Annotated in this window: 23 protein-coding genes and 4 pseudogenes; 11 read left to right on the forward strand and 16 right to left on the reverse strand. The window is 35.5% G+C overall.

Translation table 11 applies throughout. The annotated features are described in order from the left end of the window. Positions 1–80 precede the first annotated feature (80 nt). The 3 genes and pseudogenes from ACIQ0C_RS07895 to ACIQ0C_RS07905 all read right to left on the reverse strand — a co-directional run bounded on the left by ACIQ0C_RS07895 (position 81) and on the right by ACIQ0C_RS07905 (position 2,111). Positions 81–485, reverse strand: coding sequence for a YbaN family protein (locus tag ACIQ0C_RS07895; protein WP_403058797.1), 405 nt, complete (start codon positions 483–485; stop codon positions 81–83). 206 nt (positions 486–691) lie between these two features. After that, complete coding sequence (locus ACIQ0C_RS07900) at positions 692–1,336, reverse strand: MBL fold metallo-hydrolase (RefSeq protein WP_403058799.1); 645 nt, start codon at positions 1,334–1,336, stop codon at positions 692–694. A 230-nt stretch (positions 1,337–1,566) separates the two neighbouring features. Continuing rightward, positions 1,567–2,111 (reverse strand): annotated as a pseudogene (locus ACIQ0C_RS07905) (TetR/AcrR family transcriptional regulator). 233 nt (positions 2,112–2,344) lie between these two features. Here ACIQ0C_RS07905 and ACIQ0C_RS07910 point away from each other — a divergent pair. Beyond that, positions 2,345–2,818 carry an alpha/beta hydrolase gene (locus ACIQ0C_RS07910; RefSeq protein WP_403058801.1) on the forward strand — a complete coding sequence of 158 codons (474 nt, stop codon included), beginning with the start codon at positions 2,345–2,347 and terminating at the stop codon, positions 2,816–2,818. Here ACIQ0C_RS07910 and ACIQ0C_RS07915 read toward each other — a convergent pair. From ACIQ0C_RS07915 to ACIQ0C_RS07935, 4 genes are all read right to left on the reverse strand, one after another. Continuing rightward, positions 2,769–2,936 (reverse strand): FAD-dependent monooxygenase, encoded by a 168-nt coding sequence (locus ACIQ0C_RS07915; protein WP_403058803.1) that lies wholly within the window; start codon positions 2,934–2,936, stop codon positions 2,769–2,771. The two genes, ACIQ0C_RS07910 and ACIQ0C_RS07915, sit on opposite strands and share 50 nt — an antisense overlap. 19 nt (positions 2,937–2,955) lie before the next feature. After that, complete coding sequence (locus tag ACIQ0C_RS07920) at positions 2,956–3,303, reverse strand: DoxX family protein (protein WP_403058805.1); 348 nt, start codon at positions 3,301–3,303, stop codon at positions 2,956–2,958. Positions 3,304–3,411: 108 nt separating this feature from the next. Further along, positions 3,412–3,999: a TetR/AcrR family transcriptional regulator gene (locus ACIQ0C_RS07925; protein WP_403058807.1), complete on the reverse strand. Its 588-nt coding sequence runs from the start codon at positions 3,997–3,999 to the stop codon at positions 3,412–3,414. Between the two features lie 2,032 nt (positions 4,000–6,031). After that, positions 6,032–6,925, reverse strand: a complete 894-nt coding sequence (locus tag ACIQ0C_RS07935; RefSeq protein WP_403058809.1) for a LysR family transcriptional regulator — start codon at positions 6,923–6,925, stop codon at positions 6,032–6,034. Positions 6,926–7,108: 183 nt separating this feature from the next. Here ACIQ0C_RS07935 and ACIQ0C_RS07940 point away from each other — a divergent pair. The 3 genes and pseudogenes from ACIQ0C_RS07940 to ACIQ0C_RS07950 form a co-directional block, all read left to right on the forward strand. Further along, positions 7,109–7,371: pseudogene (locus ACIQ0C_RS07940) on the forward strand (alanine:cation symporter family protein); the annotation flags it as partial. 142 nt (positions 7,372–7,513) lie between these two features. Next, complete coding sequence (locus ACIQ0C_RS07945; RefSeq protein ID WP_403058811.1) at positions 7,514–8,668, forward strand: iron-containing alcohol dehydrogenase; 1,155 nt, start codon at positions 7,514–7,516, stop codon at positions 8,666–8,668. Positions 8,669–8,790: 122 nt separating this feature from the next. Continuing rightward, positions 8,791–8,961 carry a Spo0E family sporulation regulatory protein-aspartic acid phosphatase gene (locus tag ACIQ0C_RS07950; protein WP_370694130.1) on the forward strand — a complete coding sequence of 57 codons (171 nt, stop codon included), beginning with the start codon at positions 8,791–8,793 and terminating at the stop codon, positions 8,959–8,961. A gap of 339 nt (positions 8,962–9,300) precedes the next feature. On the opposite strand, the gene ACIQ0C_RS07955 is transcribed toward ACIQ0C_RS07950, so the two are convergent. The 4 genes from ACIQ0C_RS07955 to ACIQ0C_RS07970 form a co-directional block, all read right to left on the reverse strand. Further along, a complete protein-coding gene (locus ACIQ0C_RS07955) occupies positions 9,301–10,515 on the reverse strand; it encodes an FAD-dependent oxidoreductase (RefSeq protein WP_403058814.1) in 1,215 nt (404 codons plus the stop codon). Positions 10,516–10,573: 58 nt separating this feature from the next. Next, positions 10,574–11,161 carry a TetR/AcrR family transcriptional regulator gene (locus ACIQ0C_RS07960; RefSeq protein WP_403058816.1) on the reverse strand — a complete coding sequence of 196 codons (588 nt, stop codon included), beginning with the start codon at positions 11,159–11,161 and terminating at the stop codon, positions 10,574–10,576. A 551-nt stretch (positions 11,162–11,712) separates the two neighbouring features. Next, complete coding sequence (locus tag ACIQ0C_RS07965) at positions 11,713–11,985, reverse strand: HU family DNA-binding protein (protein WP_403058818.1); 273 nt, start codon at positions 11,983–11,985, stop codon at positions 11,713–11,715. A gap of 547 nt (positions 11,986–12,532) precedes the next feature. Continuing rightward, positions 12,533–12,757 carry a helix-turn-helix transcriptional regulator gene (locus ACIQ0C_RS07970; RefSeq protein WP_403058820.1) on the reverse strand — a complete coding sequence of 75 codons (225 nt, stop codon included), beginning with the start codon at positions 12,755–12,757 and terminating at the stop codon, positions 12,533–12,535. A gap of 424 nt (positions 12,758–13,181) precedes the next feature. On the opposite strand from ACIQ0C_RS07970, the gene ACIQ0C_RS07975 reads away from it, so the two are divergent. Genes ACIQ0C_RS07975 through ACIQ0C_RS07985 form a run of 3 tightly spaced genes read left to right on the forward strand, consistent with a single transcriptional unit; the run spans position 13,182 to position 15,069 of the window. Further along, entirely contained in the window at positions 13,182–13,562 is a 381-nt protein-coding gene (locus ACIQ0C_RS07975; protein ID WP_053474821.1) for a GntR family transcriptional regulator, read from the forward strand. Next, entirely contained in the window at positions 13,562–14,416 is an 855-nt protein-coding gene (locus ACIQ0C_RS07980; protein WP_403058823.1) for an ABC transporter ATP-binding protein, read from the forward strand. The genes ACIQ0C_RS07975 and ACIQ0C_RS07980 overlap by 1 nt, the downstream gene beginning before the upstream one ends. Before the next feature lie 2 nt (positions 14,417–14,418). Further along, on the forward strand, positions 14,419–15,069 hold the full coding sequence (locus tag ACIQ0C_RS07985) for an ABC-2 transporter permease (protein WP_403058825.1): 651 nt from the start codon (positions 14,419–14,421) through the stop codon (positions 15,067–15,069). Positions 15,070–15,890: 821 nt separating this feature from the next. On the opposite strand, the gene ACIQ0C_RS07990 is transcribed toward ACIQ0C_RS07985, so the two are convergent. Continuing rightward, positions 15,891–16,220 (reverse strand): DeoR family transcriptional regulator, encoded by a 330-nt coding sequence (locus ACIQ0C_RS07990; protein ID WP_403058827.1) that lies wholly within the window; start codon positions 16,218–16,220, stop codon positions 15,891–15,893. Between the two features lie 320 nt (positions 16,221–16,540). Between ACIQ0C_RS07990 and ACIQ0C_RS07995 the strand changes: the two are divergent. Together ACIQ0C_RS07995 and ACIQ0C_RS08000 are read left to right on the forward strand one after the other, a co-directional pair. After that, a pseudogene (locus tag ACIQ0C_RS07995) lies at positions 16,541–17,971 on the forward strand (IS4 family transposase). Positions 17,972–18,198: 227 nt separating this feature from the next. Continuing rightward, positions 18,199–18,303, forward strand: a pseudogene (locus tag ACIQ0C_RS08000) (IS1595 family transposase); the annotation flags it as partial. Here the strand turns inward: ACIQ0C_RS08000 and ACIQ0C_RS08005 are convergent. The 4 genes from ACIQ0C_RS08005 to azlC all read right to left on the reverse strand — a co-directional run bounded on the left by ACIQ0C_RS08005 (position 18,268) and on the right by azlC (position 19,812). Next, entirely contained in the window at positions 18,268–18,393 is a 126-nt protein-coding gene (locus ACIQ0C_RS08005) for a hotdog family protein (protein WP_403059021.1), read from the reverse strand. The pseudogene ACIQ0C_RS08000 and the gene ACIQ0C_RS08005 sit on opposite strands and share 36 nt — an antisense overlap. 48 nt (positions 18,394–18,441) lie before the next feature. Next, positions 18,442–18,663 (reverse strand): PaaI family thioesterase, encoded by a 222-nt coding sequence (locus ACIQ0C_RS08010; protein WP_403058829.1) that lies wholly within the window; start codon positions 18,661–18,663, stop codon positions 18,442–18,444. A gap of 64 nt (positions 18,664–18,727) precedes the next feature. Further along, positions 18,728–19,060, reverse strand: coding sequence for a branched-chain amino acid transporter permease (locus ACIQ0C_RS08015; RefSeq protein WP_134784136.1), 333 nt, complete (start codon positions 19,058–19,060; stop codon positions 18,728–18,730). After that, positions 19,057–19,812 carry an azaleucine resistance protein AzlC gene (azlC, locus tag ACIQ0C_RS08020; RefSeq protein WP_403058832.1) on the reverse strand — a complete coding sequence of 252 codons (756 nt, stop codon included), beginning with the start codon at positions 19,810–19,812 and terminating at the stop codon, positions 19,057–19,059. Before azlC ends, ACIQ0C_RS08015 begins: the two co-directional genes overlap by 4 nt. A gap of 186 nt (positions 19,813–19,998) precedes the next feature. Between azlC and ACIQ0C_RS08025 the strand changes: the two genes are divergently transcribed. Both ACIQ0C_RS08025 and ACIQ0C_RS08030 read left to right on the forward strand, forming a co-directional pair. Next, complete coding sequence (locus tag ACIQ0C_RS08025; RefSeq protein WP_403058834.1) at positions 19,999–21,387, forward strand: aminotransferase-like domain-containing protein; 1,389 nt, start codon at positions 19,999–20,001, stop codon at positions 21,385–21,387. 456 nt (positions 21,388–21,843) lie between these two features. Beyond that, entirely contained in the window at positions 21,844–22,053 is a 210-nt protein-coding gene (locus ACIQ0C_RS08030; RefSeq protein WP_403058836.1) for a hypothetical protein, read from the forward strand. Positions 22,054–22,089 lie beyond the last annotated feature (36 nt).

Below are 22,089 nucleotides of genomic sequence, written 5' to 3' on the forward strand. Positions count from 1 at the left end.
AACTATGCTTCATAAACTAACCCTGCCCCGGTAGCTCCATTAGAAAAAGAGCTGCCGAAGCAACTCCTTTATTTGAAGGTTCAAAAAGCTCTTTTTTCCGAACTGTTTCGGTCAATTGTCTTAATTTTTTTGATGAAATAATAATGTTTGTAGAGGGCGAGCACGACCAATAAGATTTTCACAAATAGGATGTCCACATAAAATACAGAAATTACGATGAAGAAATCGGCAATTAAATTGATTCTGATTTTCTCTCTTCGGGTCATGCCCTTTTTTTGCAGGAATGCTTCAACGTAGTTTTCATATAGTGAGGTGCTCTTGAACCAGTTTTCAATCGACTTGGAACTTTTAGCAAAGCAAAAGGCAGCAAATAAGTAAAACGGACCGCCCGGCAGAACTGGTAACACAGTCCCTGCAATGCCAATCAAAAGAGATATGGAACCAAGAACAAAGAATAGGATACTTTTTACTTTTTTTATTGTCATCACCTTTTTATTTATATTCTATCCCCTTATATCGTAAAGAGGAAGCTTAATTGATTCAATATCATTGATTAGTATCTTCCCTTTTTGTTCTTGAACTAACCTGTCCTTTGGTTATTAACAGGATATCTTATCCATTCATGCTTCTGTCGCAACATTTATTAGACGTCGCAATCATTGTATATTAAATCCACATCGCAGCCTTACAATCATTCATAGAGCATGGTAACGACACCAGCATATTCCGACAAATTCTCTTTGGAAATATCCAATGTCTTAACTTCGGTTGTTCGCTGTCCGGAAATCTGAAGAAACTTATCTACCTTTGAAAACATCAAGCCAACAACCGACAATGCCTTTGTTCTATAGTGCATAGGGATCGTAATAGTAGATTTCAATTGACGCATTACCTGAGCAGCTTCTATTGCATTGATCGTGACTGTACCTCCTACAGGAATGATGAGAATATCTACTTTTCCAATTTCATTTACTTGTTCTTCTGATAATAGATGCCCTAAATCTCCGCAATGACAGATAGTTAGGTCGTCCATTTGGAAACGATATAAAATATTGGGGCCTCTCTTCTCGCCATTTGCCTTGTCGTGAAATGTCTTGAATCCACTAATTCTTACATCTTGGCGGATGTATTCCTTCGGCTCATTCACAAGCAAGTAATCACCTGTTGCAGCTTGAATTTTATTATGATCGAAATGATTATGTGTAACGGCAACTATATCTGGTTCAATGCTTGGCATACGGTAACGGATGAAGCGATAATATGGATCAATAAGAATCCTGGTTCCTCTTTCGGATGTTAGTAAAAAGGCAGAATGTCCAAACCATTTTATTTTCATACTGAAATTCTCCTTACTATGCAATTGATTTAAACTTATTAAAATCAAGCAACTTTTAAGGAACCTTGGACTACAGTTCAAAATATATTCCATTTATTATAATTCCACTATTCATGTAATAGTCCTTCACCTAATCTGGCCATTTTGTTCCATAAGAAAAGAGCTGCCTTAAAAGACACCCCTTTTCTTCAAGAGAACACTATCCTAGTAACGTTTCTCATTATGGGTAATTATACAATCCTCTCTAACAAATCCCCCACTTTTTCTGCCATGACACGAGGTGGATAAGGCATTCCATTCTTTAACCACCATTCCACTACCCCTACGTAAGCATTTGCAACAAATTGAACCATTACATCTTCACTTTGATTGGAATTTTTCCCTTTTGTTACGTCCACATCTTTCTTGAACTCTTCGATATTGAACTTAAGGAACTGACTGCGAAAATACGGAGCTCCTTCACTAGCTAACATCGTCGAAAAGAATAAGTAATTGCTCTTAAAGTATTCCATACAGTGTACAGTCGATTCGATATAATCCATTTCAGTTGCCGATTCACAAAAATTACTCATGTTGTTTATATGTTCTTCCATGATTTTGTCTAATAGATCAAATTTATCCAGTAATGAAGATAGATGGTTCCTCGATTAACATTTGCCCTGTCTGCAATATCCTGAATGGTAATGTCATCAAAACTTTTTTCAGACATCAGTTCAATGAGAGCCTTTTTAATGGCTTGTTGGCTTTTGGTTATTCTTCTGTCTACTTTCGGCATTGTTCGGTCACCAAACTTTCCTAAAAATAATCAACAATTTTTATTGATTTGTTGAGTAATCAACGAATTGCGTTCATTTAACCATTGAGAGCAAGCTGTTTCTATTTAATAATTATTAACAGATGTTGTTAATCAATCAATGATACTTTCATTTTGAACAAGGTCATTGTACACCATGGTAGTCACAAAAGAATTTTTTTCAAAACAAAATAAGAAAGGGTGTTGTTTTAAAAATGAAAAAAAAATCTATTATCAGGCGTGTACTCACAGTGATAGCACTGGGCTTGCTTTTATCCGTGACCATCATTGCATCCCAGACCGGCGTTGGCGCTGCATACACGCCAGACATGTCCAATGGAGCAGACAACTTTTACAAGAGCGACAATGTAACCATGAAGAAGGTTAAGTTTAAAAAACAATACAACATGAATGTCGTAGGGAATCTTTTTATACCCAAAGGTTTGAAGAAGAACACCAAAAATCCCGCGATCATTGTCGGGCATCCTATGGGCGCAGTAAAAGAACAAAGTGCGAATTTGTATGCCACTAAAATGGCTGAACGGGGATTCGTAAATTTGTCCTTGGATTTGTCTTTCTGGGGAGAGAGTGAGGGTCAGCCTCGGAATGCTGTTTCGCCGGATATCTATGCCGAGGATTTCAGTGCTGCGGTGGATTTCCTGGAAAACCTCTCCGCGGAAGCTTATTAAACGACTTGTGCTGTTCGATCAATGTTACTGGAATACCTTTTCGTGCCAACAGTAAAGCAAGCATAACCCCTCCAGGTCCACCACCAACTACGCAGCAAGATGTTGAATGACTTAACATAAAAACACATCCTCAATTTTTAATTATTGTAATAACGGACTATTAGAATAATACCTAATATTAAACAAATTGTTGAAGGGATAGCCGTAGTTAGAGGTTGTTGAACCTTAAAAATATGCGTATAGATTGCACCAAGCATAAATACCATGACTATTGAACTACCTATGATTGCAAAACTACGATTCCAGAAACCAATAATAATTGCTATTGCAGCAATTATTTCCATAACTCCAGTAACCGTCATAAACCACATTGGATATTGGTACTCATTCCAATGTTCGACCTGAAATTTCAATCTCATTACTTTAATTATTCCACCTAAACCTATAAAAGCCGCCAAGATAATCTGTAAAATATTTATTATCATTTCCTAATTCACTCCCTAAATCATTTCAAATTTGTTGGATTTCTTCCCTACATCAACGTTGTAAAGGTTGAAAAAAAGATAACAAAAATGAAGGCTTGCTAAATATTCTTATGATTGATCAACTATGCCATTTATCACCAAGTTCACAACTTCTTCTGCTAATATTTTTGGACTACTTTTATTTTTCATTAAGCATGAAGTAATTATTTGTTCAATCATCCCGAAGATACAAACAGCTGTGATATCCATCGACAAATTTGAACGAAAATATCCGGATTGCTGTTCATACTTTAAATTGTTTGCTAATAATTCAATTATTTTTCCTTTAAAAGACTCTGAATCATGGGCAAGAATTAGACCGACTTTCGTTAAATCTGGATTATCTATAAAAAATTGAAATAATATTTCTATGGAAATTAAGATTCGTTGAGTAAGGTCTTCTTTTTCAATTTTTGGAGATAAACGTTGAGTTTCAATCAACATGTGTAACTTATTTCGAAAATCCATGACTAATTCATCAAAAATAGCATCTTTACTAGAAAAATAGAGATAAAACCCAGGCTGAGTTAGGTTTGCACGTTTAACAATGTCACTTACTTTTGTGTTATAAAATCCATGAGTAGCAAATTCATATGTTGCTGCTTCTTTAATACGTGCTTTAGTCTCTTTTCCTTTTAAACCTTTTTCTTTAACCATTTGAGCTCCCTTCATTGCTATTTTTATTACTTTAAAGTAATGTTACTCATTAATAACAATAACATATTATTGAAATATTGGAAAATAAAATACTATTAACGTATTTTACCAAAAATATTTTTCACAAAATGTAGAATGTTATATGAAACTCTCTTTTCCTTAAATAGAGTGAATTTTGCCCGTTCTATACTGTTTGACATCATTTTGGGTTAAGTTGGTCACCTTGTATTGGACTGACCCTTTCGTCTATCTTAATTCTGGCCAGCAAAAGCGGCATCTTAATAATAGGCATGATGCCTCTGCTCATCTATTCACTTGATCAGCATACCGTTTCTCCTTACTGCGCTAGTATGGCCCCAGTCTCTTAATAAAATCTGAAAACTTAATAAATACCTACCTGTTATTCAGAAAGCAAACGGATGGATGATGGTCACATTAAGGATTGTCGTATTCATAAGAAATTTTAAAGCTTATATCTACCTGCTTGTCTTCCCTTCTTCCATCCTCATTCTAATCATCTCTATTATGCAAACAAACGAATTTCGTAAATGTAAATAAGCCGATGGTTCCCTTAGTAAAGGAAAAATCGGCTTTTTTCTTTAAGCTTCTTCTAGTATTTGATTAATTATCTCCTTTTAGTCTTTTATCAATCAATGCAAGGGAGAAACTATATGATTTCTTCCTCTATTGCAAAAGGGTATGATTGATCGATAAATCGATTTTAAGGATAATTTGTTAACTAGAATGCATAAGTACTTTAATATCATTTCATCAAAAACGTTAATATCACTTTACATTTTATTTGGCGCAGATGTAGCTTTGAAATAAAGATTGATCAAAAGGACCTCCTGAACCCCCTATTAGTGAAAATAAAAAGAGTTCATTTTGAAAAAGATTAATCAAAATGGATTCTTTTCTTTTGATTTAGTTTACGGTGTTTATAAAATAGTTTAATTATTTTTAGTGATCCTTAATGATACAGATAGGTAAGGGTTTGAAATTATCGCTCCCTTTTCCCCTGTCACACCGTAGGTCCAATTTTCATCGCATACGGCCTTCCAACTAATCCAATCTATTAATTTCTATGTATAAGATGAGCATGTCTTCTTTTCAAAACCTTAGCTTTTATGTCATTCCTGCATTGTTTACGAAATTCATTTACCTTTTCTAACTGCTTTTTGTTCAATTCTAATGAGTTAAGCAGAGACTGGATTTTTACAATATCTTTTAGGTATATAAGTCGATGGACTGCTTCATGTAGCTCTACCAAATTGGCCTCACTCCTTTTAAAGGCCTATTTAAGGGTTGTATGGATATATATGTATATAATAATTCTATCATTATAAGAATCATTAGTTAAGGTTACATATTGGCTATACATACTAGTTGACTAAATTTGCTTTCTTATTTAACTAAACTGCCCCGATTGTTTAAGTACTATCATTCACAATCTCAATAGAGTAGAACCTATTGAGACACATTCAAAGTACCTCTAAATTAGGCATAATGTCTCATAAGACTTGTATCAAAATGCTTATCGTTGTAAATGCGCATTTTCCTGACTCTACCCCATAGCCATCAACCTAAAAAAACAAACTACCCCCAAAACGATAAAAGCGAGCAATTTGCACAAAGTCTTTTGAGGTGATTCCAAATTCTTAAGTTGATGGGCATGGCGTGCTACCCCAAGTTCTGCTGTTTAAAGAAAAGCGTTGAGCTCGATATTTAGCTTTTTTGTATTCTTGGGGGTACGGAAACGATTCATACGTAGTTTCTGTCACTGTTACCCTACATACTGGTGATAGTAAAAAACGTAAAATTTATGGTATTGATAAATTAACTTTTGGCATTGATCCAATTCTATTTGGGAGAAATATCAAGGATCATCCAGCGATAGAGGTAATTGATTATCAACATCTAAAATCCTCGAATAGTCCTTAGAGAATTCTTGGTTGTTAAGTTACAAACATTTTGTAACTTAACAATCCTGTTTTTAAAATCTCTATACTTATTTAAATAAAAAATAGCTAAATTACTCATTTGTTAATATATATTCTTCTGTTAAACCAATAAAAGCTTTTAAAGCAGGGGACATCCATTTGTTTTTATGCCAAAATAATTGAATTTTGGTAGTAAAATCTGACCCTCCCCAGTTTACTTTTTTAATACTACCTTCTATCATTTCTCTTTTTACAGAGATCTCTGGAAGAATGGCAATTCCAAGTCCCGCCATTACACATTTTTTAATTGCCTCTACATCTGCTAATTCTAATTTACTTCTTGGTTTTGCGCCTACCTGTGTCAATGAATTTTCAAATGCATATCTGTAATCGCATTCTTCTGTTAATAACAATCTTTGGTTATCTAGATCAAGAGGAAGGACCTCCTGTTTCTCACTTAGTGGGTTTGATGGGCAGCATACGATAGCCATTGACTCTTCTTTTAACTCTTTAACAATTAAATGAGTAGATGTTACAGGATTCATGGATAGTAACGCAACATCAATTTGGCCTTCCAATAATAAATCTAAAAAATCCTTCTCGGATATTCCTGGGCGAAATACAAGTTCAACTTTAGGATACTTTGTTTGAAAATCATTTAAGATGTTAGGAAGTCGGTAAGTACATTGTGTTTCTGATGCACATATTCTCAAGATACCACTTGGTTCATTGATCCCGCCAACAACCTCTATAGCTTCTTCTGTTAATCCCAAAATCTTGTCTGCATACTCCTGAAGAAATGCCCCAGCTTCTGTTAAAAAGACTCTTTTTCCAAGTCTTTCGAAGAGAGGAGTTCCTAACTCTTCTTCCAAAGCCAATATATTTGCAGTAATACTAGATTGGGCATAACCAAGAATTTGCGCAGTTTTAGTGAAGTTTAGTACTTTTGATGCTGTCTGAAACATGATTAGTTGTTTAATTTCCAATTCTTCAACCTCCTAAATCGGTATATCCGATCGATGTAATCAAAAAAATTCTATAGATTGATCATATCATTTTTTATATTATTTATGCAGGCGCCTGAAAGACAAACAATTAAAAATATTCAGAGGGAAAGGGCTTTGGTAGAAAGCATAGTGAATACATTAAATGATTTCCTATGAACTTATATTTTAGTCGCATTGCTAGTAGGCTTGGGGATTTACTTTACGGTTAGAATGAAATTTATGCAAATAATCTTATTAAAAGAGATTTTTCGATCCATTTTTGAAAAAGCACCTAAAACAAAAGATGGAAGCAAGGAAATTTCCTCTATGCACGTTTTTCCATTGGAACAGCAACAAGAATTGGTACGGGGAATATGGCAGGGGTTGCAATTGCCCTAACAGTAGGTGGACCGGGTGCAATTTTTTGGATGTGGTTTGCAGCTTTAGATGATTTCATCGGGCAAAGGAAGTTAGGCATCGATCCAATATTTTATGCTTCCAGTATCCCTGGTTTAAAAGGGGTTGAGTGCTGGGAGTTTGATAAACAATCTTCTAAAATAACTAAACATAATTAAGGAGTAAAAAGATATGAACTTTGAATATTATTGTAATACTAGAATGGTAATGGGTGTTGGTAAGTCTAAAGAGGTAGCTTTGATACTGGTAGATATTGTTGAGCCACATTCGACAATTATGATTGTCAGTGATCCGGGTGTAAAAAAAGCAGGATTAGTTACTCTAATAGAAAAACATTTACAAGAAGCTGGATATTCAGTTATCTTATTTGATCAAGTGTCTCAAAATCCAAGAGATAATGAATGTTTAATTGGTGCAGAAATTTTTAGAAAAGAACAAGTAACAGGCTTGATTGCAGTTGGCGGTGGAAGTCCTATGGATACAGCAAAAGCAATTGCATTGTTGGGTCCAAATGGGGGAATTCCTGAAGATTATGTGGAAGGAAAGAAAGCGTATACAAATGTGGCACCATTGGTTTGTATTCCTACAACAGCTGGAACAGGATCTGAGGTCACTCGTTCATCAGTTATCACGTTATCTTCTTCGCATAAAAAGATTACAATAAAGCATGCCTTACTCAGACCAACAGTTGCGATATTAGATCCTGCACTTACAGCCACTGTCCCTAAAGGCATAACAGCTGCGACAGGGGTTGATGCACTAGTACATGCCATTGAAGGCTATACGTGTAAACTGACAAATCCTATTTCTCAAGCTATGGGAGCAAGTGCAATGGCAACCATTGTAGAATATCTTCCAAAAGCATATGAGAATGGAGAAGATTTGGAAGCGAGATACAAGATGCAGGAAGGAAGTTTGCTGGCAGGATTATGCTTTGGATCGGCTGATGTTGCGGCAGTACATTGTTTAGCTGAAGCTCTAGGAAGTCTTTATGACACACCACATGGCATTGCCAACGCCGTATTTTTACCATATGTCATTCAATTTAATTCATCTGAAAATAAACCCCTACATGCAGAATTAGCAAGAATCATGAATTTTGCAGGAAAAAATGACTCGGCTGATGTTGCGATTAATAAATTAGTTGATCACTTATATGCATTTACAAAAAATTTAGGAATTCCAACTTTAAAAGAATTATCTTACGTCAAAGAGGAAGATTTCGATAAAATGGCGGAACTATCTGAACAAAACAACTCTACGCCAAGTAATGTCCGTGTCATTACGAAAGCTGATTACTTAGAAATCCTAAAAGCAGCTTACTAGATGGATCAAGAGCAACGTTTTCCTAGGCTCTAGATGAATCAATTTTAGGCCAATATTGGGGTTTGTCGATTGGACTCTCATTTTCTCTTATTGTTTTTAACAAATGAAAAAGGAGATTGACAATGACATGGGCGATGGATATTTTGATACTAGAATTAATTAGAGAGAAAAAAGCTGAGTTATTAAATATAGTTGAACACTATGGATTCAATCATCTTAAAACGATTCAATGTAGCCAAGAGTTAGATCACTTATTGAATCTAAATGAAAAAATAAAATACAGTTCCATGTAAGCCGAACACATAACCATTTTTCGCTTTTCTTATAGAACTAACGGGTGCGTTAGTTTATTAAGGAAGACAAAAAGATCAGCGTTTTTTATAAAAGAATAATCCAATTCTCAATAGTAGTATAAGGGCTTGTTTTGATAATCTATTTTCAAAACATGCCCTTTGTATTTATTTATCAAAGACTTCTTCAAGAATCTCGCCCTTTTCTTGAATAATGTATAAATAATTTATCTTAATTACTAATGAATGGATATCCTCAAAACGCCATGTTCCTTTAAGATTTAGTTTTAACATAAAGTGAACTTCGAAAGATAAAATATTTGACTGTCAAAACGGTTCTACTTAATTTTTGAAATGAAAAGTAGCTATATCAAGTGGTTTTGTTCCTAGAGCAAGTTTGTTTCGCATTTTATTAAACAAAGGAGTCCTGAACAACAGTGGTACCATAGCTCTTCTTAAGTGAAGAAGTAATGGGTTTTTTATTCCAATTAATTCTGCTTGAATTCTTTGGATTTGTTGTATCTGTGACACGGCTGGCCGCATTATCTCTTCGTATTGTTTTAATAAGTTCATAGATAATGGAGATTGAACCTGAGTTAATGCCTTAGTAATTACATCATGGGCTACAACGGCATCCTGGATAGCTAAACTATTACCCTGGCCGGAAAATGGAGATGCAATATGTGCTGCATCTCCAATTAGCATCAAACCGTCCTGCACCCATTGGTTTGCTGTCGCTACTTGAATATCAAGAACGGCACACTGTTTAAAGTCAAGTAAATGTTGGGGTAAATCCTCTTCTAACTCTGGGTCTACTGTAATGAGCTGCTTTTGAAAATCTTCAATTCCTTTGTTCTTAATTTCAGAATAGGTTCCTTTCTTAATAACCCAACCTACCTGAACTACATCAGGCCCTTTTGGAATATAGATCAACATGCCTTCATCCTCAATCTGGATTTGAAGAGGGTATTTCTTACCCTTTAACACTGGCATGTCAAACCAGATAAAATCAAATTTATGTTGTTCCTTCTCCAATTGTATTCCTGATAACTTTCGGATCGTGGAATAGCGACCATCTGCACCGACTACCAATCGACTTTGAATGGTCTCCTCTTCTTTTTTTTGTATAACTTTAACCCCTGCGGTGGTACTTCCTTCTTGAACCAACTCTGTTGCCTTCGCTCCACTTAAGTATGTAAAGTTATCATATTCTAAAGCCTGCTCAATTAAAAATTGGAGCAATAATGGCTGTGACATGATCAGACCATAATTGTAAGGATGAGACAAATCATCGAATCTTACAGAAAAAAGATTTTTTCCATGATCGACGAAATGGAAGGCCTCAATTTTTTCATGTTCAATTTGAAGAATATCGTTTAGCAATCCCATTTGGTCCAAAAACTTAAGTACTAACGGTTGAAAAAAATAACCCCTGAATTCTTTATCCAGCCGATTATGTCGTTCCAACAATACTGTATTCACACCACTTCGAGCCAAAAGATATCCCAAAACGCATCCACCCGGTCCAGCCCCAACAATAACAACATCAGTTTTCATATACACCTCTCCCAACTCATTCTATTAAGTGTTTACTTAATGAATTACGAAAAAAATTTTAGTTGAAAATTTTAAGAAACTGATGAACGGTAGTTTCAATATACTTTTTCTTTTGATCACCCTCATCAATATCTCGGTCATTAGTCAAAAAGTACATGACCAGGGAAGTTAAAAGGTTTCTGATTGCTGTCTTCAGGTAAAGTGAGTCTGTGTCGATTCGTTCAGATAGAAGTTGATAAAAAATGTTTACTCCTTGTTGAATGAGTTCTGCTAAACGTTCACCAACAGCGCTATTTCGCTGAGATTCACCAAAGAACATGACAATCAACTCGCCCTTAGAATGCAATAAGCTAAACAACCTATTGATTATACGAATTAAAATTTCTTCCAGTGGCTCATTTGTTCCAACATCAGTTGTCATATTACTCAATTCATGATTAAGAGTATGCCTATCGATCACAGCCCATAGTAGATCCTCTTTAGATTTAAAATAATGGTAAATTAATCCATCAGTAACATTAGCTTCTTTGGCAATGTCTTTTGTAGTACTCGCCGAATACCCCTTTTTCGAAAATATAACTAAAGCTGCATCAATTAAGTTGTTTTTGGTTTTCATTGCTTGTAATTGTCGGTTTGTTTGTTTCATTCTCTACCTCAGATTCATTAAGTGTTTACTTAGTAAAAGAGTGTATCATACTATAGCTTCTTTGCAATACATTTTATTGTCTAAAATCTCAAATTGATATTCAACAATCTGTCCCAATTGTTGAATAAAGATCAAACAGCACTCTTCAACTCCCTCAATTTAATACGATTTTCTCACAAACCCTCGCTTAATCGCAGGATTTCATCACCCTTGAATGTAAGTTCACGGTTATATGGAGTGATTTCAGGACTTGAAGATTTCGTGAAGGTATAGTGAAATAAAGGAGTTATACCACGCTCCACATTTTACTATATAATGTACATTCTCCACGCCGCCCCTGAAGGCTATTCCTCCCATGTCTCAACGGGTTAATTGCCCTCTCATTCCTTCGTCATGCCTATCCAAGGGGTGGAGTTGACGTCAAGACCCATAGCATTTAACCTATATGAAAACCGATAGGATAGTAAAAACCTAACACTTTACATAAAGAAAAAATACTCTGGAGGAATATCTCATCCCCAGAGTATTTTTACACTTACCAACTATGACTATTATTTAACGGCCTCTTTTAATTCCTTACCTGGTTTAAAGGCAGGAACTTTGGAAGCTGCAATTTGGATTTCTTCTCCTGTTTGTGGGTTTCTACCCGTACGAGCTGCTCGGTCGCGCACTTCAAATGTGCCAAATCCAACTACTTGGATTTTTTCCTCTTTAGCGAGCGTATTAAAGATCGCTTCAAACAATGCATCGACTGCTTTTTTCGCGTCTCCCTTTGTTAGTTCAGCTTGTGTTGCCACAGTATTTACTAAGTCTGTTTTGTTCATAGTCAAGCACCTTATCCTTTATTCTTATTTTATATGTAGAGACGACAACATAACATATCTTTTATATGTCTGTCACTTGGTAAGTTAGACGAAAAGGAAGCCAAATCCCTGTAATGATTACTAAGAATAGCTCCTTGGCGAAAGTCGATAATATTATGTAAACTAAAAATGAATATGATATACATAGTGATTTGTAGTCTTAAGAATTCGTCTTTTTTACAAACACCCCTAGGATTAGGCATGCTGCACAAATAACTAAAATAGCAAGTTGGCTCAAAATTCCACCTCAAATCATTCCTACAAATTTTAAAAGGACAAACATATGCTTTAAGCAACAGCTTTTTGCTTAAAACTTTACTGCTCGTTAAAATCTTTCTTTACATTCCAAAATATCTTTTTTAAGTCTTCATAAAACGCCATTGTCAAAAATACCAAAATGGTAATACCGATAGAATAGGGACCTAAGTCAATGAAAAGGCCAAAACATACGAATATAATACCTATATAGAAGCCAGGCCCTGTGAGATCATTCTCCTTTTTTTTATCCTCATAAATACTTATTTTTTTGAAATGTACAATCATTTTTAATCAGTGCATCTAATGTAATCTCATATAGTTCGCTTAACTTTATAAGATTCTCAATATCAGGATATCCCCTTATTGTTCTCCTCTTATAAACTGCCTGTCTAGATACATTCATTTCTTGAGCTAGTTCTTCTCTAGACATGTTCTTTTGTACTCTTAACTTTTGCAACTGTTCTCTCAGTTCCATATACCCCCACCTCTCAGTACCACTTTATAACAATTATGGAAAAACATCTATAAACACTTAGTAATAGTTTAAATAAAGAAAATCATAGGTAGTACAGTAGTTATTTAAGGCATTGAGCATTTCCGTAATTGTCTTTGTTTTGCCTCTTTATTTGTTACCTGCTTTTGAAGGAATTTGTTTTTAGGTTAACAAGAACAATTCTGTTATTGAATGTATTATCTGAATATTCAAGTTTACATGAACAATTAGCGTACCAAAAACGGTCGTTTATGGTTCATTAACTCCTAAACATGCCCTTTACAATAATTGGATTAATCCTGAAAAATTATTTTTTTCTTGATAATTGAAATTAAGTTATAATAATTGTATATTATGTATATAGTGTATATCAAGTACATATACAGTTTGAAAAAAGAGGGTTTCTATGAAAATAATTATTAAAAATGGTTCCGAACAACCGCTATATCAACAAATAAAGGATCAAATTAAAGGTGGAATTCTCCGTCAGGAATTAAAAGAAGGTGAAAAACTTCCGTCCATTCGTTCATTAGCAAATGATTTACATGTTAGTGTGCTTACAACAAAAAGAGTATATGACGAATTAGAAAAGGAAGGATTTATTGTAACAACCGTTGGAAAGGGTTCATTTGTAGCATCCGACAACTTAGAGATGTTGTCGGAATCTAAAAGGCACATGATTGAAAAAAAGCTCTCAGAGGCATGGCAAATGGCTAAAACTCTAGGAATAAATAAACAAGAACTTTATTTAATGATGGATATCATTTTTGAAGAGGATGATGAGTGATGACAGCTGTTTTAGATGTGAAAAACCTAAAGAAAGAGTTGGATACTTTCAGCTTAGATAACGTGGACTTTTTATTAAAAGAAGGTTGTATAACTGGTTTTATCGGAATTAATGGTTCCGGAAAAACAACAACTATAAAAACTATACTTGGACTCTATCCAAGGGACGAAGGTAGCATTAAGTTTTTTGGCAAAGAAATAGAAAAAAATGAGTACATAGTAAAGAATCGTATCGGGGTAGTTTTAGATGAAGGCTATTTTTATGAAGATATGACATTGAAAGAAATGAAAAGTATTATTGCTCCTGCATATAGGAACTGGGATGAATCTGTTTTTTTAAAGTATATCAATCGATTTAATTTGAAATTAAACCAAAAAATTGTAACCTTATCGAAAGGTATGCGAATGAAATTTGCCATTACTTTAGCTCTTTCTCATCATGCTGATTTATTGATAATGGATGAGCCAACAAGTGGTCTTGACCCATTAATTCGTAATGAGTTAATGGAGATACTTTTAGATTACATGGAAGAGGATGGAAAGAGTGTATTCTTTTCTACTCATATAACTTCTGATTTAGATAAAGTAGCTGACATGCTTATATTGATTGATAAAGGCAGAATCATATTCAACGAAAGTAAAGATGAACTACTGGATAGGCACGCTTTGGTAAAAGGAGATAATAGTTTAATCAATAAACATACAAGAAGATTATTTTTAAGTTTGCGTCAAACAGCAGTTGGCTTCGAAGGAATTACTGACAAATTAGATGTAGTACGTGAACAAATGAACGATTGTCTAATAGAGAGGCCTTCCATTGAAAATATAATGTTAGCCTATGTAAAGGAGGGATAAAAATGTTATTTCATCTTGTCAAAAAGGATTTCATTCTAGTAAAAAAATATCTATTATTTATGCTTGTTTTTGCAGTTGTTGGACCCATATTTATTTATTCAAAGTTAGGATTTGATAACGGTAGCTTTACAAGTTTTCTTATTACCGTTTTATTTACGGAATATATTTTGTTTAATATGGTTTCGATGCAAGAGGATAAATATAGGGGATCCGCACTTCTTTGTACAACCCCACATACTCGTAATGGTGTCATTAAAGCAAAATATCTATTTGTTCTTGTGATTTTTATTGGGTGTTTCCTTTTATTTAACCTTGCTGCAGCAATTGGTTCTTCTACAGGGTTAGCAAGATTAAATATTAATAGTATAGGAATAGCTCTTTTGATTATTTCTGTTTTTTTCGGAATATTAATACCTATTCAAACTAAATTTGGCTATGAAAAAACAAAGTATATCTTTTTTATTTTGATATTTTTAACTCCATTTATACTACCTACTATTATTGAATGGTACCAATCGATGAATTTTAATATCAATTTTCACTTACCACTACCTCAAACTGTAATGGTTTGGATGCCTTTTGTAATATCTATTTTTATTATCTTAATTTCAATGATTATATCAATCAAAATCTTTTCAAAGAAAAACTTATAGCTTCTTATTTTGAGGTGAATATAAATGAAAATAATTATATTTGTAATACTGTTTGCATTTTTAGTATTTGTAATTAAAAAAATTAGGGGTAAATAGAAATCCATAGTTTAATTTTGAATGGGTCTAGCAGTTGTTCTTTTTAATCATTTTGAACAAGGAAGTGGGTAATAAAAAAGTCGATTCACTTCAAGGATATCGGCTTTTTTAGATTGAAATTTGCTTAGCGTACAAAATTTCCGAAATGTTGGCTATACCCCATAGCCATCAAGCTAAGAAGAATGAATACCCCCAAAATGAAAATTTTAAGTTTCTTTTCCTAGAAACATCTTAGTTTTTCATCTTGGGGGACTTGAAAAATATTAACTTGATGGGCATGTGGTGGTACCCCTTTAATCTCATTCCAAAATTCTAAGGAATCTTTTTCACACCGGCGGTCCAGTGAATTCCTTGTCTCTTAACTTTCCCGGTTTGTCATTATGTTCAGCTTGATACGTTCATTATCATCGTCTCCTTGGTTTTAGACATTCGCAGTGCCCTTAACCTTAAGAAGGTTAGGGTTAAGTTATTAACTTAACTGTAGCTTTTAAACAAAGTTTGATCAAATTACTACAAAAAACCTTGAAAAAGAAAACCCCTTTATGGACAAGGGGTTTTCTCATCTTCGAAATTATTGTTTATGCACATTTTTATACATCGTTGATAATCCCAAGTTAGACAAATGTTTGTAAATGGTAAGGGAATGCTAAAAAAGCACTCTATATTATCAAAAACGTAGCTACTAAAATTAGTCTCTCATTTCTTATTTAAGTAATTGTTAACTATTAAAAAATAGCATATACACTTACAGTAAATGGTTCAGAAGCATTACTAGGATTTGCAATATACAATGATCTTGCTGACACTACACTTGTTCTATTACCGCTTAATACATCGTGAAAAACAACGGGATCTACACCAGCAGATACATCTTTCATAACATTAAAGCTAACAAAATCTGGATTTCCTCCACCCTCAATTTCCCACTTTAAATATTGTGTACCTGAAGGAAGGCTCTCAGTACTAAAGTTCCCACTTGAACGGTTTTTTTGTCCATCTAAAGGTTTTGGTTGAGATAATACCGTTGCTACTAATTGTTGTGCTTTTGTTTCCATTTTTATTCCCCTTTTCATAATAAAATATGTTTCATTAGGTTATAAAAATAACCAACCAAATTATAACATTTATATCAATTTAATGGAATTAATAGAATTTTATTCCATTATACTTTAACACAAAAAAGTTTTTATCTTTTAAACATTTTCATATCGAAGTCGTGAGGATCTATACATTAAAACTCTTGGGATTAGGTCAGTAGGTTTTTCTCTTAGGGGTAGCGTCACATCCCCATCAATCTAAGTTAAAACAATTCCTTCTAAAATAAAAAAACGCTATGCTTATAGTAAATAGTTTACGAGAAAGGATGGTGTTTTTTATGAATCCTATCACCTTCAGTGAACTGACACTTTTTGCACAAGAATTACAACGTTTTCTATCCCCAATAGTCCTACAAGAAACGGCCAAACAGGTGGGATTTGTACAGCGATCTAGCAAGTATCATGCAAATGGACTTATCGCCCTTTGCGTGTGGCTCTGCCAAGAAGTCGCTAGTACATCACTTACGCAATTATGTAGTCGTTTGGAGGCTTCCATGGGTGTACTAATAAGCCCAGAAGGGCTGAATCAGCGCTTTAATCCAGCAGCTGTCGCATTTCTCCGAGAAGTCTTTACTTCACTCCTAACACAAAATCTCTGTTTAAATCATTCGCTTTCTTCACACATGATTTCTGCTTTCGAACGTATTCGGATTTTAGATGCGACTGTATTTCAGCTACCTGATTCCTTCGCCACAAATTATCAAGGCTCTGGAGGGAGTAGTCATACTGCAGGGGTGAAAATCCAATTGGAATACGATTTATTAAGTGGCCAATTTTTAAACGTACAGTTAGGACCAGGAAAAAACAATGATAAAACATACGGTACAATCTGCCTTGAAACTGTAGAGAAAGGCGATTTATGTTTACGTGATCTTGGTTACTTTGATTTAGGAGACTTACAATCCATTCATGATAAAGAGGCTTATTATATTTCTCGGTTGAAGTTAAATACACGTATTTATATCAAGAACCCTGATCCAGAATTTTTCAACAATGGCACGTTAAAAAAACAAACCGAATACATCCAGCTTGATATGACACAAATGATGTCCCGTCTAACCTCTGGTGAAACACTGGAAATCACTGAAGCATACATTGGTCAAAATCAGAAGCTTCCAGCACGTGTCATTATCCATCGTTTAACCGATGATCAAACGCAAACACGCCTAAAAAACCAAGCGATTCGAGAAAAGAAGAAAGGCATTGTCATGAAGGAGAAAAGTAAGCACTTGATGGGTATGAATGTCTACATAACGAATACATCACCAGAAGAAGTTCCCACTGACTATGTTCATTCCCTCTATTCCCTGCGTTGGCAAATCGAAATTTTGTTTAAAACATAGAAGTCATTCTTTGAAATCGATGAATGCAAACCAATCAAAAAAGAACGCCTTGAGTGCCATTTATATGGCCAACTCATTGGCATTCTCCTCTGTTCTTCTACCATGTTTCAAATGCGACAGTTACTTCTTGAAAAGAAAAAGAAGGAATTGAGTGAATACAAAGCAATTTATATGATTAAAGATTACTTCCCGTTACTGTTTCAAGCGATGGCAGTTGGCACAGAAGAACTTTTGAACATTCTGCATCGCCTTTATCAGCTGCTCAAAAAGAATGGTCGTAAATGTCATCGGTATAAGAAGATGACTGTCTTGGATATTCTTGGAGTTGTATATGAAAAAACGGTGAAGGATAGACAAGCTGCCTAGCAAAAAAATAGCATTTTAATAGGCTTTTTTGTCATGTCAACTTTTTCATTACTCGTTTGTTTTAAAACAATGATCAACTCGTATCTTGTAATTTATGTTGTTAGCTTGATGGGCATGTGGCTATACCCCAAAATGATTCTAGCCGTCTTTAAATATGGCTCTTGTTGCTATTTTGACCATCCTTATAAGAGGTGTGATAAAATACTTTTTCAGGAGTCGGTTTCTCAATGATTAAAGACATCTATGAGACTTTTTCGGACTTAACTAAAGAGAAGCAAATTCAATTATTTAACCTTTTAAAAGAAGACTTCATCGATAATGAAGATGCTAATACGATAAAATCCTGTCCGATAGTTTCGTTTGACTTCCGTTGCACGGGCCACTATCTTGTCTCCTGGTTTAGCTGATTCAATGAACTGGATTGTTGTCGAGAGTCCTAATGATGTTTTGCCATAGGCATTACAGGCTACTCAAAAAGCATGATCTGCTACAGCATAAATAACCGCACCGTGAACAGTTCCATATGCATTTACCATAGTGCTTTGCACTTCTAACGTTGCTTCTGCAGTACCTGCCTCGAATTTGGTTAACTGGATGCCTAACGATTTAGCATACGGATCGTTTTTCACTTGCTCATGAATTTGTTCATAGTGTTTTTCATAAATTTGATATTCATCAATTTTCTTTTTCACTATTACCTGCCCCTTCCAATACCATTGATATCATTGATACTTTGAGTTCCTGACTATTATCAATTTAAAAAACCAATTGCACCAGCATCATGTAGACAATCGTTCCCCCCGCTATCGAGAGGAGCATCATTTTCTTCCAAACGTGAAGCAGGGCAACTACCGCCACCCCAATAAATTCAGGGATGCCATGACTTCCGGATTGTAAGCTTACATCCTTTAAACAATAAATGACCAAAAGCCCAATTACCGCGGATGGCAGCATTTTACCGAGATACTGTACATACTTCGGTGTGGGCTTACCTGATGGGAAAACGATGAAGGGAAGAAATCTTGTAAGCATTGTGCCTAAAACAACCATCGCGATTGTAATGATTTGCTGTGTTAAAGTCATTGTCATATGGTTCTCACCTCAACTTTCTCTAATGGTTTTCTAAGTAAGGTGAGTACCCCCAAAATGGCAAAAATGGCAGGGATAATGAAATTGCTTCCGCCAAAAATAATAAGACAGACAGCAGACAGGCCAAGCCCAGCGAGAGCACTATGATGGTTTTTCTCTTTCATCCATTGTTCAATGAAAATCACTACAAAGAGAGCCGTCATAACAAAATCGAGTCCTTCTGTATTGAATTTGACAAAAGAGCCAAAAATGCCGCCAATCGCTGACCCTATCACCCAATAGGAATGATTGAGCAGTGTCACGAAGAACATAAACCAGCCCTTGTCTACATCCTTCGGTACATCAACGGTACAATTGATGGAAAAAGACTCATCGCAAAGCCCAAAAATCAGATACAGCTTTTTCTTACCGGTCCCCCTATATTTATCGAGCATGGATATGCCATAAAACAAATGCCGTGCATTCACCATTAAGGTTAGAAAAAGGGCATTAATCGGATTGAACGCGACAAGCAATAAATTGGCTGCAATAAATTCCATCGATCCTGCAAATATCGTTAGGCTCATCAATATCGGGTAAATGGCACTGAACCCTAATGAATTCATAAAGATTCCATAAGCGATGCCCAAAAATAAAAAGCCTGCCAAAATGGGCGCTGTGTACGGAAAAGCCACACGAAATGCAGGTATTATTTGAGTTCGTTTTTTCATATAAATCACATCCTGGTGGGTAAATTTATTTAAACTTAACATACAAAATCCGTACAAAAAACAAGTTAATTGTATGGATTACAATTAAAATAAAATACCCCCATTTCATCAAAATGGGGGTACTGATACGTTTACCACCTTATATTCTTTTAAAGCAGACCGTTTCAATATTAGAATTCCATACAAAAAATGATATGATTGTATGGAATAAGATAGTAGAGGTGAAGTATGCCAGTAAATTCATTTGACAATTATCCAATGTCTTGGAAACCTGATAAGAATGCATTAAAGCGTCCTTTTTATAAATCTCTCGCATCATTACTTGAACAAGATATAACAAATGGTTTTTTAGCACCTGGAACCAAGTTGCCCCCTCAACGAGAATTGGCAGATTTTCTTGACTTAAACTTCACCACGATTACCCGATCCTACAAAATATGCGAGGTAAAGGGATTAATATATGCCGTTACGGGAAGCGGAACCTTTGTGGCTCCTAATGCCACTCGTTCCATAACCATTTCCGCGGATAAAACGGCAAACAGCATTGATCTTGGTTTTGTGGCATCTTTTGAGCAAACCAATGATATTGTTTCAGAAACCATTCAAAAAACCGTGAACAAAAGTTATTTGGAGCAGCTGCTGAATTACAACGATCCGACTGGTATTCCACATCAAAAAACAGCAGCTCTTAACTGGATGGAATCTTTCGGCATTCACGCAGATCAAGAGCATATAGCAATCGTTTCCGGTGCCCAAAATGCATTGGCTGTTGCCCTGGCTGCTTTATTTGAGCCTGGTAATAGAATTGCAACCGACTTATACACATATTCAAACTTTATCGAGCTGGCAAAGATGTTTCATATTAAGTTAGTGCCCATTCCCGGAGACCAGTTTGGAATGCTGCCAGATGAACTTGAAAAGCAATGTTGCCAAACAAATATTGACGGCATATTTCTGATGCCCTCTTGCAACAATCCCACCACAATCATGATGTCGGATATTCGAAAGCAAGAATTGGCTGAGGTCATCCGAAAGCATCGTTTAATTTTGATTGAGGATGATATTCATGCATTTCTGACGGCAGGCATCATCTCCGACTACAGGCAGCCGATGTTCCATTTGCTTCCGGAACAGAGCGTTTATATTTGCGGCACATCTAAGTCCATATGTTCTGGATTAAGAGTTGCCTATATGGTTTATGGGGATGCCTTTAGCGAGAAAATTTCCCAGGCCATTTTCAACATAAATGTAAAGACCTCTTCTTTTGATGCAGAGGTTATCACAGAGCTAATCCTATCAGGCAAGGCTCATGAAATTGTTTCTCATAAGAAACGGCTTGCACAGACTGCAAATGATATTTATTCGGAATATTTTCCTTTAAGAAAGGATGTCGGACATCCTCTCAGCCTTTATCGCTGGCTTCCAATTAAAGGGCATAACAATGCGTTACAGCTGGAAACGGATTTGAAAAGGCGCGGTATTCGGGTTTTTCATTCCAATCGTTTTCAAAGCGGGCAGACCACCCCTGATATGTATTTGCGTATTGCACTTTCTTCCACAAACTCATTCGATGAGTTAAAAATAGGATTAGAAATATTAAAGCAGTATCTAGGCTGATTCAAGTCTAGTTAAAAAACCATTCTAATTGATTGGATTTGCGAGACTCCTGCGAGAAAAGCGAGTCTTAGGGAGACCCCGCAGGCGCAAAAGCGCCGAGGGCGCCGCCCGCGGAATGCGAGTGCCTGGAGTGAAAATCAACGTTCAAGATTTGGTCTACAAATCTTCGGCATGGCCTTACCCCGGACCATATAAAAGAAGACTTGGTCATCCTTCATGAATTTTCACTTTTCGATATGGAATGAAACCTCATTAGATTGAAGAAATTTGCGACACTCCTGCCGAATAACTGGCTAGCCAAGACCCCACAGCCGCTTGCGGTGAGGAGGCTTGGCAGACAGTCGGCGGAAAGGGAGCGGATTTCTGAAATCAACTGTAGACAAATTCAAAGAAAATAACTGTAGGCAAACTGGCTTTCTTAGAATTTGTCTACTATCGGAGGTCCGGAATGGTTTAATGCCGATCCATGATTTTAAAACAATACTAAATTATCCTTCATGGTTTTTTACAGTAATCCTTAATGGATGGAAGAAATTTGCGACACTCCTGCCGAATAACTGGCTAGCCGAGACCCCACAGCCGCTTGCGGTGAGGAGGCTTGGCAGGCAGTCGGCGGAAAGGGAGCGGATTTCTGAAATCAACTGTAGACAAATTCAAAGAAAATAACTGTAGGCAAACTGGCTTTCTTAGAATTTGTCTACT

It is taken from the genome of Peribacillus sp. NPDC096448, from assembly GCF_044762675.1.
In the GTDB taxonomy this organism is placed as follows: Bacteria; Bacillota; Bacilli; order Bacillales; family DSM-1321; genus Peribacillus; species Peribacillus frigoritolerans_B.

Excerpts from the sequence above, each read along its gene's own strand:
- ACIQ0C_RS07895 (WP_403058797.1), bottom strand. The coding sequence starts at position 485 with ATGACAATAAAAAAAGTAAAAAGTATCCTATTCTTTGTTCTTGGTTCC.
- ACIQ0C_RS07900 (WP_403058799.1), bottom strand. The coding sequence starts at position 1,336 with ATGAAAATAAAATGGTTTGGACATTCTGCCTTTTTACTAACATCCGAA.
- ACIQ0C_RS07910 (WP_403058801.1), top strand. The coding sequence starts at position 2,345 with ATGAAAAAAAAATCTATTATCAGGCGTGTACTCACAGTGATAGCACTG.
- ACIQ0C_RS07915 (WP_403058803.1), bottom strand. The coding sequence starts at position 2,936 with ATGTTAAGTCATTCAACATCTTGCTGCGTAGTTGGTGGTGGACCTGGA.
- ACIQ0C_RS07920 (WP_403058805.1), bottom strand. The coding sequence starts at position 3,303 with ATGATAATAAATATTTTACAGATTATCTTGGCGGCTTTTATAGGTTTA.
- ACIQ0C_RS07925 (WP_403058807.1), bottom strand. The coding sequence starts at position 3,999 with ATGGTTAAAGAAAAAGGTTTAAAAGGAAAAGAGACTAAAGCACGTATT.
- ACIQ0C_RS07945 (WP_403058811.1), top strand. The coding sequence starts at position 7,514 with ATGAACTTTGAATATTATTGTAATACTAGAATGGTAATGGGTGTTGGT.
- ACIQ0C_RS07950 (WP_370694130.1), top strand. The coding sequence starts at position 8,791 with ATGACATGGGCGATGGATATTTTGATACTAGAATTAATTAGAGAGAAA.
- ACIQ0C_RS07955 (WP_403058814.1), bottom strand. The coding sequence starts at position 10,515 with ATGAAAACTGATGTTGTTATTGTTGGGGCTGGACCGGGTGGATGCGTT.
- ACIQ0C_RS07960 (WP_403058816.1), bottom strand. The coding sequence starts at position 11,161 with ATGAAACAAACAAACCGACAATTACAAGCAATGAAAACCAAAAACAAC.
- ACIQ0C_RS07965 (WP_403058818.1), bottom strand. The coding sequence starts at position 11,985 with ATGAACAAAACAGACTTAGTAAATACTGTGGCAACACAAGCTGAACTA.
- ACIQ0C_RS07970 (WP_403058820.1), bottom strand. The coding sequence starts at position 12,757 with ATGGAACTGAGAGAACAGTTGCAAAAGTTAAGAGTACAAAAGAACATG.
- ACIQ0C_RS07975 (WP_053474821.1), top strand. The coding sequence starts at position 13,182 with ATGAAAATAATTATTAAAAATGGTTCCGAACAACCGCTATATCAACAA.
- ACIQ0C_RS07980 (WP_403058823.1), top strand. The coding sequence starts at position 13,562 with ATGACAGCTGTTTTAGATGTGAAAAACCTAAAGAAAGAGTTGGATACT.
- ACIQ0C_RS07985 (WP_403058825.1), top strand. The coding sequence starts at position 14,419 with ATGTTATTTCATCTTGTCAAAAAGGATTTCATTCTAGTAAAAAAATAT.
- ACIQ0C_RS07990 (WP_403058827.1), bottom strand. The coding sequence starts at position 16,220 with ATGGAAACAAAAGCACAACAATTAGTAGCAACGGTATTATCTCAACCA.
- ACIQ0C_RS08015 (WP_134784136.1), bottom strand. The coding sequence starts at position 19,060 with ATGACAATGACTTTAACACAGCAAATCATTACAATCGCGATGGTTGTT.
- azlC (WP_403058832.1), bottom strand. The coding sequence starts at position 19,812 with ATGTTAAGTTTAAATAAATTTACCCACCAGGATGTGATTTATATGAAA.
- ACIQ0C_RS08025 (WP_403058834.1), top strand. The coding sequence starts at position 19,999 with ATGCCAGTAAATTCATTTGACAATTATCCAATGTCTTGGAAACCTGAT.
- ACIQ0C_RS08030 (WP_403058836.1), top strand. The coding sequence starts at position 21,844 with ATGCCGATCCATGATTTTAAAACAATACTAAATTATCCTTCATGGTTT.